Source organism: Phaeacidiphilus oryzae TH49 (genome assembly GCF_000744815.1).
GTDB classification, from domain to species: domain Bacteria; phylum Actinomycetota; class Actinomycetes; order Streptomycetales; family Streptomycetaceae; genus Phaeacidiphilus; species Phaeacidiphilus oryzae.
In genome coordinates, this window is sequence record NZ_JQMQ01000005.1 from 2,541,663 (window position 1) to 2,554,964 (window position 13,302).

At 75.6% G+C, this 13,302-nt stretch carries 9 protein-coding genes; 7 read left to right on the forward strand and 2 right to left on the reverse strand.

The window, feature by feature from the left end; all coding sequences use genetic code 11:
* The first annotated feature begins 184 nt into the window (after positions 1 to 184).
* The 3 genes from BS73_RS15095 (at position 185) to BS73_RS15105 (ending at position 7,407) form a co-directional block, all read left to right on the forward strand.
* Entirely contained in the window at positions 185 to 4,168 is a 3,984-nt protein-coding gene (locus tag BS73_RS15095) for a hypothetical protein (RefSeq protein ID WP_037572734.1), read from the forward strand.
* Positions 4,169 to 4,273: 105 nt separating this feature from the next.
* A complete protein-coding gene (locus BS73_RS15100) occupies positions 4,274 to 5,221 on the forward strand; it encodes a coiled-coil domain-containing protein (RefSeq protein WP_037572736.1) in 948 nt (315 codons plus the stop codon).
* A gap of 251 nt (positions 5,222 to 5,472) precedes the next feature.
* The gene (locus tag BS73_RS15105) at positions 5,473 to 7,407 is read left to right on the forward strand and encodes an FUSC family protein (RefSeq protein ID WP_063836998.1); all 1,935 of its coding nucleotides are present in this window, start codon (positions 5,473 to 5,475) and stop codon (positions 7,405 to 7,407) included.
* Positions 7,408 to 7,489: 82 nt separating this feature from the next.
* Here BS73_RS15105 and BS73_RS15110 read toward each other — a convergent pair whose 3' ends face one another.
* Positions 7,490 to 8,284: an alpha/beta fold hydrolase gene (locus BS73_RS15110; protein WP_037572738.1), complete on the reverse strand. Its 795-nt coding sequence runs from the start codon at positions 8,282 to 8,284 to the stop codon at positions 7,490 to 7,492.
* Positions 8,285 to 8,406: 122 nt separating this feature from the next.
* On the opposite strand from BS73_RS15110, the gene BS73_RS15115 reads away from it, so the two are divergent.
* The 4 genes from BS73_RS15115 to BS73_RS37405 all read left to right on the forward strand — a co-directional run bounded on the left by BS73_RS15115 (position 8,407) and on the right by BS73_RS37405 (position 12,618).
* Positions 8,407 to 9,600, forward strand: coding sequence for an ABC transporter ATP-binding protein (locus BS73_RS15115; RefSeq protein ID WP_037572740.1), 1,194 nt, complete (start codon positions 8,407 to 8,409; stop codon positions 9,598 to 9,600).
* A gap of 4 nt (positions 9,601 to 9,604) precedes the next feature.
* Positions 9,605 to 10,372: an ABC transporter permease subunit gene (locus tag BS73_RS15120; RefSeq protein ID WP_037572742.1), complete on the forward strand. Its 768-nt coding sequence runs from the start codon at positions 9,605 to 9,607 to the stop codon at positions 10,370 to 10,372.
* Positions 10,373 to 10,477: 105 nt separating this feature from the next.
* On the forward strand, positions 10,478 to 11,515 hold the full coding sequence (locus BS73_RS15125; protein WP_084704082.1) for an ABC transporter ATP-binding protein: 1,038 nt from the start codon (positions 10,478 to 10,480) through the stop codon (positions 11,513 to 11,515).
* The gene (locus BS73_RS37405) at positions 11,512 to 12,618 is read left to right on the forward strand and encodes an ABC transporter permease (RefSeq protein ID WP_063836999.1); all 1,107 of its coding nucleotides are present in this window, start codon (positions 11,512 to 11,514) and stop codon (positions 12,616 to 12,618) included. Before BS73_RS15125 ends, BS73_RS37405 begins: the two co-directional genes overlap by 4 nt.
* Before the next feature lie 65 nt (positions 12,619 to 12,683).
* On the opposite strand, the gene BS73_RS15135 is transcribed toward BS73_RS37405, so the two are convergent.
* On the reverse strand, positions 12,684 to 13,046 hold the full coding sequence (locus BS73_RS15135) for a hypothetical protein (protein WP_037572744.1): 363 nt from the start codon (positions 13,044 to 13,046) through the stop codon (positions 12,684 to 12,686).
* Between the last annotated feature and the right edge of the window lie 256 nt (positions 13,047 to 13,302).

A 13,302-nucleotide genomic window follows, 5' to 3' on the forward strand; every position in this document is an offset into this window, starting at 1 on the left:
CTCCAGTACGGCATGAGTTCGCCCCGGAGCTCACCCGGATGGCGGAGGGTTGTCCTCCGGCGTCCAGGCGGCCGCCGGGGCGTTGCAAGGACCGGCTTCTGACGCGCCGCCGACCCACCGTCGGCGGGGGCGCCGAGGAGAGGGCTGGTCGAAGTCGCGACCAGGAGATGGATGGGACCGCGGAGTGCGGGGCTACGACCGCTACGAGGTTGATGATCACCTCTCCAAGTTCGAAGCCGAGATCGACCGGTTTCGCACGGAGCGGGACAAGGCTGTCCAACACGCCGAGGACCTCGCCTACCAGGTGGAGGTGCTCCGGGCCAAGCTGCACGACGCCCGTCGGCAGCTCGCCCAGCCGCGCGCCTTCGACTCCGTCACCAGCCAGGCCGAGCACCTGCTGCGCACCGCGCAGGCCGAGGCCGAGCAGATCCGCGCCGACACCGCCCGGATGCAGGCGGAGGCGCAGCGCCTGGCCGCCGAGACCGCCCAGCGCAGGTCCCGGCTGGACGCCGAGCTCACCGCCGAGGAGACGCAGCGCCGCCGGCTGATCGAGGACGAGCTGGCCGAGCTGCGCCGGAACGCCGAGCGGCATGTCAACGAGAACGTCTCCTGGGCCGAGCAGAACCGGGCCGGCAGCGAGCAGGAGGCCCGGCGGATCCTCGAGGAGTCCCGCGCCGAGGCCGAGCGGCTGGTGGCGAACGCCCGCGCGCAGGCGCAGGCGGTGCTGGACCGGGAGCGGGCCGAGGCCAGGACCGAGGCCGAGAACATCCGCAAGGACGCCGCCGACGCGCTGGCCCGCGCGCAGGCCCAGGCCGAGCGGCTGATCAGCGCGGCCACCGCGCAGGCCGAGGAGGCCGGCGCCACCGCCGAGCGCGAGCGCACCGAGCTGCTCGCCCGGCTGGAGCGGATGCGCAGCGAGCTTCGGGCCGACTCGGAGCGCCAACTCGCCGAGGCGCAGGCCGAGTTGGCCGAGCTGCGAAAGACCGCGGAGATCTCCAGGGAGCAGGCCGAGACGGCGCTCCGGGAGGCCGAGCAGCGCCGGGCCGAGGCCGAGGCGGAGGTCGAGCGGCTGCGCGCCGAGGCCGCCGAGGAGACCGAGCGGCTGCGTACCGAGGCGTCCGAGGACGCCGAGCGGCTGCGCGCCGAGGCGGTCGAGCGGGGCCGCAGCGAGGGCGCCGAGAGCGCCACCATCCACCTCGCCAAGGCGGCCAGGACCGCCGAGGACATCACCGCCCGGGCCGGCCGCGAGGCCGAGACCACCCGGCAGACCGCCGCCGAGGAGGCCGAGCGGATCCGCGCCGAGGCCAAGGCCGAGGCGGAGCGGCTGCGCGCGGAGGCCCAGGAGGCCGTCGAGCAGGCCCAGTCGGTGGCCCTCGACGAGACCAAGGACATCCGGAGCCGTACCGAGGAGCTCCAGCAGCAGGCCGCCCGGCTGCGGGACGAGGCCGAGGAGCAGCGCGCCCAGGCCGCCGCCGAGGCGGAGCGCGCCCGCAGCGAGGCCCGCCGGCAGGCGATGGCGCAGATCGAGGAGGCCGCCCGCAGCGCCGAGGAGCTGCTGGTCAAGGCGAAGGCCGACGCGGACGAGCTGCGCGCGGGCGCCGCCGAGGAGGTCGAGCGGATCCGGACCGCCGCCCAGGAGCGGGCCGCCGAGGTGCAGGGCCGCGCCGAGGCCGTGCTGAGCCGGGCGCGGGCCGAGGCGACCCGGCTCACCGACGAGGCGGAGGCGCTCCGGGAGGAGATCAGGACCGAGGCGGAGCGGAAGGCCGCCGCCCTCGCCGAGGAGACCCGCGCCGAGCGGGAACGCGCCCTGGAGGAGGCCCGTACCGAGGCCGAGGCGGTGCTCGACCGGGCCCGCGGCGAGGCCGACCGGGCCACCGCGGACGCCCGGGCGATCGCGGACCGCACCACCGCCGGGGCCAGGGACGAGGCCGAACGCGAGCTGGCCGCCGCCCGGGAGACCGCCCGCGAGCTCAACTCCCATGCCGAGCGCGAGCTTTCGGACGCCAGGACGGAGGCGGAGCGGCTGCTCGCCGACGCCCGCGGCGAGGCGGAGCGCACCACCTCCGGCGCCCGGGCCGAGGCCGAACGCGAGCTGGCCGCCGCGGGCGAGGCCGTACGCGAGCTCAACTCCCGTGCGGAGCAGGAGCTCTCGGAGGCCACCGCGCGCTCCGAGCAGCTGGTCGCGGAGGCCCGGGACGAGGCCGCGCGGCTGCGCGAGGAGGTGCGCGCCGAGACCGACCGGCTGCGCGCCGAGGCCGAGGCCGGGGCCGACCGGCTGCGCGAGGAGTCGCAGCGGGCCTTCGACGAGGCCGCGGAGGAGCTGCGGCGGCAGCGCGCCGAGGCCGCGGAGAACCAGGCCGCGGCCGAGCTGGCGCGCACCGAGGCCGAGGCGTTCGCGGCCGAGCTGCGCGAGCGGGCCGCCGCCGAGGTCGCCGAGCAGCGCGCGGCCGCCGAGGCGGACCTGGCCGGGCTGCGCGAGGAGGCCACCCGCGACCGCACCGAGGCCGAGGAGCTGCTGACCCGGGCGCGTACCGAGGCCGAGGAGCTGCTCGCCGGGGCCCGCAGCGAGGCCGGCGAGGTGGAGTCGGCGGCGCTCGCCGAGTCCGAGCGGCTGCTCACGGAGGCCCGGGAGGCGCTGGAGAGCGCCCGCGCCGAGGCCGAGCGGACCACCGCGGAGGCCGGGCAGCAGGCCGCGGAGAAGCTGGCCGAGTCCGCCCGCAAGGCGGACGAGCTGGTGGCCGTCGCCGAGGAGGAGGCCGCCGCCGTACGGCAGTCGGTGGCCGGGCTGCACGAGGCCGCCGAGCAGAGCACCGCGCAGCTGCGCGAGGAGGCCGAGCGGGAGGCCGGCGAGACGCGGGAGAGCGCCCGCGCCGAGGCCGAGCGGCTGCGGCGGTCCGCCGCCGAGGAGGCCGAGAGCGTCCGGCAGGAGGCCGAGGCGCTGCGCGAGGAGGCCAAGTCGGAGGCGTCCCGGGTCCGGATGGAGGCCGCGGAGACCGCCGACGAGCTGCTCGCCGAGGCGCGCCGGGAGCGGGCGGCGGCGACCGAGGAGTCCGAGACCCTCCGCGGTGAGGCCGACGCCTACGCGGAGCGGGTCCGCTCGGAGGCGGAGGCGGAGGCCGAGCGCCGCCTGACGGAGGCTCAGGAGTCCGCGGAGCGCACCGCTTCGGAGGCCGAGGCGACCGCGCTGTCCATGGCGGCGGCGGCCGAGGAGCAGGCCGACGCGATGGTCGCGGCGGCCCGCGGGGAGGCCGACCGGCTGGTCGACGAGGCCCGTACGGAGGGCAACGCGCTGGTCGAGAAGTCCCGCGCCGAGGCGGACGAGATGCTGGTGGAGGCCCGCCGGGACGCGTCCGCGATCCGGGAGCGCGCGGAGGAGCTGCGCGCCCGCGCCGACGCCGAGGTCGAGGAGCTCCACGAGCGGGCCCGCAAGGAGGCCGCAGACCAGATGAAGGCCGCCGGCGAGCGGGTCGACAGACTGATCGCGGAGACCCAGGACCAGCTGGCCGAGATGGAGCAGCAGGGCCGGGAGGCGCTGGCCGAGTCCGAGCAGAAGGCGGAGGCCGTGGTGGCCGAGGCGGAGGCGCGGGCCGCGGAGCTCACCGCCCAGGCCGAGACCAGGGCCATGGAGATCTCCTCCGAGGCGTCCTCGGAGGCGAGCAAGGTGCGTCTGGCCGCCGTCAAGCGGGCCGAGACGCTGATCAAGGAAGCCGAGCAGCGCCGGACCGAGTCCGAGAGCGAGGCCGAACGCCGCCTCGCCGAGGGCGAGTCGGAGCTGCGGCAGGCTCGCGAGGACGCCGAGCGGACCCGGTCGGAGGCGACCGAGGAGGCCCGGCGTATCGTCGAGGAGGCGCGGGCCGAGGCGGAGCGGGCGACCGAGGAGGGCCGCCGGGAGCTGGACGAACTGATCCGGCGCCGCGGCGACATCAACACCGAGATCGCCCGCGTACAGGATGTGCTGCAGGCTCTGGAGCAGTTCGAGGCACCGTCACCGGCCGCCTCGGGCAAGGGCGTCGGGTCCTCCGGCAACGGAGGCAACGGGGGCAACGGCAAGCCGGGGCAGCAGCGCGGAGGCGGGAAACCGGGCGCTCCCGCGGGAGCGTCGGCGGGTGTCACGGCGGGAGCCACCCGTGCGGGTGGCAAACGGTCCGAGACACCACCACCCGATTGAGCGGACATTCTCCACTCTTCATCGGGATTGGGTCGATGACACTCCGGTTTCGTGCCAGGATTCCCCCTATCACCTCACCGGGCATACGACAGGAACTCCACCCCCATGAGCGACACACACTCTCCGCACGGCTTCGATGTCGTGCGCCGCGGGTACGAGAAGGCTCAGGTTGACGAGCGCATCGCCAAGCTGGTCGCTGATCGTGACGGGGCGCTGGCACGCATCTCCGCATTGGAGAAGCGGATCGAAGAGCTGCATCTGGAGACCCAGAACGCGCAGGCCCAGGTCCAGGACCAGGAGCCCTCGTACGCGGGTCTCGGAGCGCGCGTCGAGAAGATCCTGAGGCTCGCCGAGGAAGAGGCCAAGGACCTGCGCGACGAGGCGCGGCGCGCGGCCGAGCAGCACCGCGAGCTCGCCGAGGGCGCCGCCCAGCAGGTGCGCAGCGAGGCCGAGTCCTACGCGAAGGAGCGCAAGGCGAAGTCCGAGGAGGAGGGGCAGCGCATCGTCGACAAGGCGAAGAGCGACGCCTCCCAGCTCCGGGCCGAGGCCAACAAGGACGCCGCCGCCAAGCGCGAGGAGGCGGACGCCCTCTTCGAGGAGACCCGGGCCAAGGCCGCGCAGGCCGCCGCCGACTTCGAGACCAACCTGGCCAAGCGCCGCGAGCAGTCCGAGCGCGACCTGGCCGCGCGCCAGGCGAAGGCGGAGAAGCGCCTCGCCGAGATCGAGCACCGCGCCGAGCAGCTCCGCCTCGAGGCCGAGAAGATGCGGACCGACGCCGAGCGCCGGGCCCGTCAGACCGTCGAGACCGCGCAGCGCCAGGCCGAGGACATCGTGGCGGACGCCAACGCCAAGGCCGACCGCATCCGCAGCGAGTCCGAGCGCGAGCTGGCGGCGCTGACCAACCGCCGCGACAGCATCAACGCCCAGCTGACCAACGTCCGCGAGATGCTGGCCACGCTGACCGGTGCGGCGGTCGCCGCCGCCGGCAGCACCTCGACCGGCGTGGACGACGACGCGCTGGGCCGGGGGGTTCCCGCGCAGCAGTCCCGCTGAGGCCTGCCGGCTACGGCGCCGCGCCCGACAACGAGAGCTGGGTGACAACCCGGACTCCGTTGCCGGGCGCGGCGCCGTTTCGCGCTCGGGCTCCGGGGCGCCGGGGCCGAGACGGCGGGGCGCCGGGGCCGAGGCGGCGGGGCCGGCGCGGCCGGGAAATCCCGTCGTAACGCGTGCCCCCGTACCCTGGGAGGCGAAGCCGCGGCCACCGCTGTCCGCTCAGCACATCCCCGGACAGCGTCAGGAGCTCAGTGGCCCGCACCCGTGACCCCGCCCGCACCGCGCCCGCCTGGCTCGCGCACGCCGTGACCTGGCAGCGCGGCCCCCTGCCGTACCGCACCGCCGCCCGGGCGGCGCTCAGCATCGGCCCCTCGCTGGCCGTCGGCGTCCTCGCCGGCAGCCCAGGGCTGGGCGTCCTCGCCGCCCTCGGCGCCCTCTTCGTGGTGCTGAACGACCGGATCGGCGCCCACCGCACGGCCCCCTTCAGGCTCGGCGGCCCCGCGCTCGGCGGCGCCCTCGGCATCCTCTACGGCTCCGCGCTGGCCGCGTACGGCCCGGCGGACTCCCCGCTGGTGGCCGTGGTCGGCCTCGCACTGGCCGGGCTGGCGGCCGGGGCGCTCGGCGCGGTCGGCCCGGTCGCCTCGGCGGCCGGGACCCAGCTGCTGGTCACCGCGGTGCTCGGGGCGGCCATGGCGCTGCCCGGTCCGGGCTGGCTGCGGGCCTCCTCCTTCCTGGCCGGCGCGGGCTGGGGGCTGGCGCTGCGGCTGCTGCCGGCCGTGGCGCTCCCGGGGCGCTCGCTGCTGGGCGCCGAGCGCGCGGCGGTCGCCGCCGCGTACGACACGGTCGCGCGGGCGCTGACCGCCGCCGGCACCGACGGCGCGCAGGCCGCCCGGGACCGGATGGCGGCGGCGCTCAACCATGCCCAGGAGTCCGTGGGCGGCCCCCGGCTGCACCTCCACCGGGCCGCCGAGGAGCGGCTGCGCGCCCAGTTCCGGGCGGTGAACAGCCTGGCCGAGGCGGCCGCCGCGCTGCTCTGGGAGGGGAATCCGGTGCCGGACCGGGCGGTGCTCGGGGTCCGGCGGCTGGCCGCGGCGGTGCGCAGCGGCGAGCGGGTCGGCCCGGTGCCCGCGCCGGTACGGGCGGACGCGGGGCTGCGGGCGCTGGACAACGCCCTGCTGAACGCGGCCCTCTCGTTCGCCGACCCGGGGCCGGAGGCGGGCGCCGCCGGCGGCCTGGCCTACCGCCAGGGCTTCCGGGCCGACCTCCGGGAGGGGCTGCGGCGGGCGCTCGGCCGCTCCGGGCAGGAGTACGGGCTGCGGGTGGCGCTCTGCGTCGCGGCCAGCGCCGCGGTCGCCACGCTGCTCCACCCCGACCACTGGTACTGGATGCCGGTGACCGTGGCCTTCCTGGTGAAGCCGGACCTGGGGCCGCTGGTCTCGCGGGTGGCGAGCCGGGCGGCCGGGACGATCGCCGGTGCGCTGGCCTTCGCCGGGGTGGCGGCCGCGGCTGGCGGCGGGACCTGGGTGCTGCTGGGTCTTGCGGCGGTCTTCGGGACGCTGGTGCCGCTGCTGTCGGCCCGGCACTTCGCCGCGCAGACCACCGCCGTCACGGTCCTCGTGCTGTCCTTCGTCGGGCTGGCCGGGAACCCCGGTCCTGCGGCCTGGACGCGGGTGGTGGACACCCTGGCCGCGTGTGCGATCGTGCTGGTCGTCGGGCATCTGCCGATCCACGGCGGGGCGCGGCCGCGGGTCGCCGTACGGGTGGTGGTCGCGGTGCGGGCGGCCGGGCGCTACCTCGACCACGTGCTGAACCGGCCCGACGAGCGGGAGCAGCGGCTGCTGCTGCGGCGGGCCGCGTACCGGGCGCTGGCCGAGGCGCGGGCGGCGGTCGAGCTGACCGCGGCCGAGCTGCCGACGCTGGCCCGCGGGGTGCCGGGGTGGGCGCCGGCGATCGGGGCGCTGGAGCGGGTGGTGGACGCGACGACGGCCTGCGCGGTGCGGCTGGACGCGGGGGCGGCGGGGGTGCCGGAGCGGGCCGTGCGGGAGGCGCTGGTCGCGGACTTCGACGCGCTGGCGGAGTCGTTCGCGGGCGGCGGGCGGGCGCGGCTGCGCGCGGCGCCGTCCGCGGAGTGCGCGACGCTGTCCGCCGTCGCCGAACACCTCCGCCACGCGGCGCGGGCGGCCTGACCCTCCGGCAGGTGGCGGAGCGGTCCGAGGGGCGCGGGCAACCGGCGCGCCCCTCGGGCCGCTCCGTACTTCCGCGGGACGGCTACGGCAGCTGGCGGAGCCACCCGCGGACGGCGTCGTTGAAGGCTTCCGGGACCTCCAGCGAGGAGAGGTGGCCGGCCCCCGGCAGGATGGTCAGTTCGGACGCCGGCAGCGCCTTCGCCATCGCCCGCGCGTCCGCGACCCCGGTGATCGCGTCGTCCTCGCCGACGACCACCAGCGCCGGCACCGTCACCCCCCGCAGGACGTCCAGCGAGTCCCCTCGCGCGGCCATCGCCCGCTGCGCCCACGCCACCGATTCCGGCGGCGCCGCCTCGGCGATCCGCCGCACATGGTCGACCAGCTCCGGCCCGCGGCGTACCGCCTCGGCGCCCAGCAGCGGCTCGGGCAGCTGCTCCTCCACGACGACCCGGACGCTCTTCTCCTCGGTGACGGTCCGCGCGATCCGCTCCCGGTTCGCCTTGGCCGCCTCGTCGTCCGCGGTGGCCTTGGTGTCGGCCAGGATCAGACCGAGGAGCCGCTCGGGATGCCGGCGGGCGAAGGCCATCGCCGTGTAGCCGCCCATGGAGAGCCCGCAGAGCACCGCCCGGTCGATGCCGGCCCGGTCCAGCATCAGCGCCAGGTCGTCCGCGAGGAGGTCGAGCGAGGGGGCGTCCTCGCCGAGCGGGGTGCCGCCGAAGCCGCGCAGGTCGACGGCGATGACCCGGGCGTCGGTGCCCTCCCGGCCCGGCAGCTCGTCCAACTGGCTCTGCCACATCGACGAGTTGAGCGGAAAGGCGTGCAGCAGGACGAGCGGCGTGCCGGAGCCGGATTCCCGGACGGAGATGCGGTCGGTCATGCCACCACGTTATCGGGGCCGCCAAGGGCGCGCCGGGACCTCCCCGCCGAGCGTTTTGCCATAAGTTAGCACTTAATGTGCGGTTTTGACGGAGTGTCATCGGCGGCGGACGGGAGCGGTGGATGATCGAGCTGGACCGGCTCACCAAGCGCTACGGCGGCAAGCTCGCCGTGGACGCGCTCACCTTCTCCATCCCGCCCGGGGTGGTCACCGGCTTCCTGGGGCCCAACGGTGCCGGGAAGTCCACCACCATGCGGATGATCCTCGGCCTGGACCACCCCACCAGCGGCCGGGTGACCATCGACGGCCTGCCGTACGCCGGGCTGCCGCGCCCGCTCACCTCCATCGGCGCGCTGCTGGAGGCCAAGGCGGTGGAGGGCGGGCGCAGCGCCTACCACCACCTGCTGTGGCTGGCCCGGAGCAACGGGCTCCCGCCGCGCCGGGTGGACGAGGTGCTGGAGCTGGTCGGCCTGCGGGAGGTGGCCAGACGCCGGTCGGGCGGCTTCTCGCTGGGGATGGGGCAGCGGCTCGGGATCGCGGCGGCGCTGCTGGGCGATCCCCGGATCCTGATGTTCGACGAGCCGGTGAACGGACTGGACCCGGAGGGCATCCTCTGGATCCGCAATCTGATGAAGGGGCTGGCGGCGGAGGGCCGCACGGTCTTCGTCTCCAGCCATCTGATGAGCGAGATGGCCCTCACCGCCGACCACCTGATCATCATCGGCCGCGGCCGGCTGCTCGCCGACGTGTCGATGCGCGAGTTCATCGACCGCAACGCGCGGAGCGTCGTCCGGGTCCGCACCCCGCAGCCGGACCGGCTGGCCGGACTCCTCTCCGGGGCGGGGATCCGGGCGGAGGCCGGGCAGCGGGATCAGGCCGCGCTGCTGACCGTCGAGGACGCCGACGAGCGGGTCTCGGCGCGGATCGGCGACCTCGCCGCCGAGCACGGGGTGCCGCTGCACGAGCTGAGCGTCCAGCGCGCCTCCCTGGAGGAGGCGTTCATGGCGATGACCGCCGAGTCGGTGGAGTACCACGCGGGCAGGACGGCCGCGGGCACGGATCTGCTCGGCTCGGCCGATCCGCGGGCGACGCCGACGGGTCTGGGCCCGGGCGCAGGGCCGGCGGACAGCCAGGAACCGGCGGACAGTTCGGGCGCGGCGGGCGGCTCCGGTGTGGCGGGCGGCCCCGGCGCGGCGGGCGGACCGGCGCGGGGCGGCAGCTCCGCCGCTTCGCCGCCGGCCGGCTGGGGTGCGGGCTGGGAGCAGGGCCGCCGCGCAGGCCGGCGGCGTTCGGACGAGGACGAGAAGGACGGTTGACGCCATGTCAGGTGCCACCTCGGCGGCGCTGGCCGCCGAATGGACCAAGTTCCGCACCGTGCGCGGGCCCCGCTGGACCGCCCTCGCCCTCTTCGTCGCCACAGTGGGCCTGGGCGCGGTGATCTGCGTCTTCACCGCGAACGACTTCCAGTCGGTGGTCGGCTCCAGCGGCTACTTCGACCCGGTGAGCACCGGCTTCGGCGGGCTGATGCTCGGTCAGCTGGCCGCGGTGGTGCTGGGCGTGACGGTGATCGGCGGGGAGTACGCGAGCGGGATGATCCGCGTCTCGCTGGCCGCCGTGCCGGTACGCGGGAGGCTGCTCTTCGCCAAGGGCGTGGTGCTGGCCGCCGGGGTCTTCGTGATCGGCCTGATCACCGCGTTCGTGACGTTCTTCCTCGGGCAGGCGCTACTCGGCGAGCACGGCACCACCATCGGCGCGCCCGGCGTGCTCCGCGCGGTGATCGGCTGCGCCCTCTATCTGACGCTGCTCGCCCTCTTCTCGCTCGGCGCGACGACGATGCTGCGCAGCAGGACGCTGGCGCTGGGCATCCTGGTGCCGTTCTTCTTCATGGTGTCGAGCATCCTGCAGGCGATCCCGGGGGTGAAGGCCTTCGCCAAGTACCTTCCGGACAAGGCCGGTCAGCGGATCATGGACGTCCACCAGCCCAGCGACGCGTCCTTCGGACCCTGGACGGGGATCCTGATCACGGTGCTCTGGGTGGCCGCGGCCCTGTGCGGAGGCTGGCTGGTACTGCGGCAGCGGGACGCGTGAGACGGCTGTGACGGATGGGGGCCGGTCCTGCGAACCGGCGGGCGGGCGTGATTGGGTGGACACCTGAAGCATCCACGACATCCGCCAGGGGGAAGGAAGCGACGGATGATCGAGGCACGCGGCCTCACCAAGCGATACGGCTTGAAGACCGCCGTCGAGGATCTGAGTTTCCGGATCCGCCCGGGGGTGGTGACCGGATTCCTCGGGCCGAACGGCTCGGGGAAGTCCACCACGATGCGGATGATCCTGGGCCTGGACGCGCCCACCTCCGGCACGGCGACGGTCTGCGGGCAGCCGTACCGCAGCCTCTCCAACGCGATGCGGACGGTCGGCGCGCTGCTGGACGCCAAGGCGGTGCACGGCGGGCGCAGCGGCTACCGGCATCTCCTCTCGCTGGCGCAGCTCGGCGGGCTCTCCCGGCAGCGGGTGGACGAGGTGCTCGCCCTCGTCGGGCTGAGCGAGGTCGCGCGGCAGCGCAGCAAGGGCTTCTCACTGGGGATGGGGCAGCGGCTCGGGATCGCGGCGGCGCTGCTGGGCGATCCGCAGGTGCTGCTCTTCGACGAGCCGGTGAACGGACTGGACCCGGAGGGCATCCTCTGGATCCGGAACCTGATGAAGGGGCTGGCGGCGGAGGGCCGCACGGTCTTCGTCTCCAGCCATCTGATGAGCGAGATGGCCCTCACCGCCGACCACCTGATCATCATCGGCCGCGGCCGGCTGCTCGCCGACATCAGCGTGGAGGACTTCATCCGGCAGCACTCGGTCGGCGGCTCGGTGCGGGTGCGCACCCGCACCGAGGACACCGAGCGGCTGGCCGGACTGCTGCGGGAGGCCGGCGGGCAGGCGGCGCCGGAGCAGGACGGCGGGCTGGCCGTCACCGGGCTGGACTCGGAGCGGGTCGGCGGGGTCGCCTTCGACGGCGGCGTCCGGCTGCTCGAACTCACCCCGCGGCAGGCCTCCCTTGAGGAGGCGTACATGCGGCTCACCCAGCACGCGGTGGAGTACAGGGCAACGGCGGGCCCGACCCAGCCGGCGGGACCCGCGCCGGCGCCGGCGCCCTGGGGGCCGCCGCAGCAGGCGCCCGTCGGGGGATTCGCGCCCGGTCAGGGGTGGGGCGGCACGGGGGAAGGCGGACGAGGATGAGCACACCACAGCAGCCGCAGCAGCCACAGCAGCCGGGGCAGCCGCAGCCGCCGTTCCAGGGCGGCCAGGGGTGGGGGCCGGGCGTACCGCCGCAGGCGCCCGTCGCGCCGCAGCCGGCCCCGCAACCGCCCTACGGCGCAGGGGGTTTCGGTGGGCCGCCGCCCGGCGGCGGGTTCGCGGGGCAGCCGCCCGCCGGGTACGCGCCCGCGGCGCCCGCGCCCGCCGGTTACGCGCCTGGGGCGCCCGCGCCCGCCGGCGCGCCGGCCGCATACCCACCCGCCGGTTACCCGCCGGCCGGTCACCCGCCCGGGCCGTCCGCCGAGCCCGGCGGCGGGTTCTTCGGCGCGGTCGCCGCCGAGTGGACCAAGCTGTGGAGCGTCCGCTCCACCTACTGGTGCCTCGGCCTGATGGCCGGCCTGGTGCTGGTGCTCGACCTCGGCCTGGGGGTCGCCATCAGCGGGCGCGACAGCTCGCCCTTCACCTTCATCCGGGTGCTCATCCCCGGCGTGCTGCTGGGCCAGCTCGCGGTGGTGCCGCTGGGCGCGCTCAGCATCACCTCGGAGTACAGCACCGGGCTGATCCGCACCACCTTCGTCGCCGCGCCGGCGCGGCTGCGGGTGCTGGCGGCCAAGACGCTGGTGCTGCTGACGGTGCTGCTGGTGCTCTGCACCTTCTGCACCACCGTCGGGATGCTGTTGAGCGCCCTCCTGCTGCCCGGCGACAGCACGGGCGGCGGCGCCGTCCCGACCGGGATGGACCGGCTCGACGCCAGCCTGGGCGCGGGGGTCTTCATGGCCCTCCTCGGCATGCTGGCCTATGCGATCGGGACGCTGATCCGGCACTCGGCCGGGTCCATCACCATCGTGCTGGGGCTGCTCTTCCTCCCTTTCATCCTCGGGCTGATCGCCGTCGGCTTCTCCGGCACCCGGCCGGTGGGCCAGAAGCTGCTGGAGTACTCGCTGCTGGACGGGCTGGTGGCGCAGTTCGGGGTGCCGTTCATCGGCGGCGGCCCCGGGCCGTGGACACTGATCTCGCTGCTGGCGGTGGTGACCGCGCTGGTCCTGGCCGGCGGGCTGGCCGCCACCGCCGCCCGGGACGCCTGAGCCGACCCGGCCGACCCGGCCGGCCGTCAAGTGCCGTACGGCGCCCGGCGTTTCCTTCGGGTGATTCAGTAGCGGGGCGCGTTCCGGGAGCGCTGAACGGCGGCTCCGCGCCGGTCGCGCGCGTTCCAGCACGCGCCGTGCCAGTGCCGCCGGTCCTCCACGCCGGCGTGCTCCGGCCAGGCGACGAGATGGCCGACGCCGGGACGGATCTCCTGCTCACAGCCGGGGCAGCGGTACACCTTGCCGCTGCCCCCGTCCACCGGCCGGACCTTCCAGTCCTCCCCGCGGAAGCGCTCGGTGCGCTCGAGGTACCAGCCGCCGAGCGAGCGCGGGCCGTCCTCGCGGTCCTCCTCGCCCGCCTTCCCGGTGCCGTCGGCCCGCCCTGCGGAACGCCCGTTGCGCTTGGGGGTGTTACGTCGGGGGGACACGAGCGGTTCCTCTCGCCGGAGCTGCGGACCCACCCAGGGTAGGCTGGAGGCGGCTTCGGGAGCGAAACCGGATCAATATCACGGCGCGTCCGATCGCGCCCATGGTTTCGGCGATATGCACTCGAACTCAGGTCAACTCTCCCGACTCGCGTGCCGCTGGCACATGACATGGGTTACTCCGGAGGGGTAGACGCGGGACCGTAGTGCCCCGCGGGACCTAAGGAGTGACACGCCATGTCACTGTCGCCCAGACATG

What these genes read in the sequence shown, in the direction of transcription:
- BS73_RS15100 (WP_037572736.1), top strand. Translation starts at nt 4,274, where the DNA reads ATGAGCGACACACACTCTCCGCACGGCTTCGATGTCGTGCGCCGCGGG.
- BS73_RS15110 (WP_037572738.1), bottom strand. Translation starts at nt 8,284, where the DNA reads ATGACCGACCGCATCTCCGTCCGGGAATCCGGCTCCGGCACGCCGCTC.
- BS73_RS15115 (WP_037572740.1), top strand. Translation starts at nt 8,407, where the DNA reads ATGATCGAGCTGGACCGGCTCACCAAGCGCTACGGCGGCAAGCTCGCC.
- BS73_RS15120 (WP_037572742.1), top strand. Translation starts at nt 9,605, where the DNA reads ATGTCAGGTGCCACCTCGGCGGCGCTGGCCGCCGAATGGACCAAGTTC.
- BS73_RS15125 (WP_084704082.1), top strand. Translation starts at nt 10,478, where the DNA reads ATGATCGAGGCACGCGGCCTCACCAAGCGATACGGCTTGAAGACCGCC.
- BS73_RS37405 (WP_063836999.1), top strand. Translation starts at nt 11,512, where the DNA reads ATGAGCACACCACAGCAGCCGCAGCAGCCACAGCAGCCGGGGCAGCCG.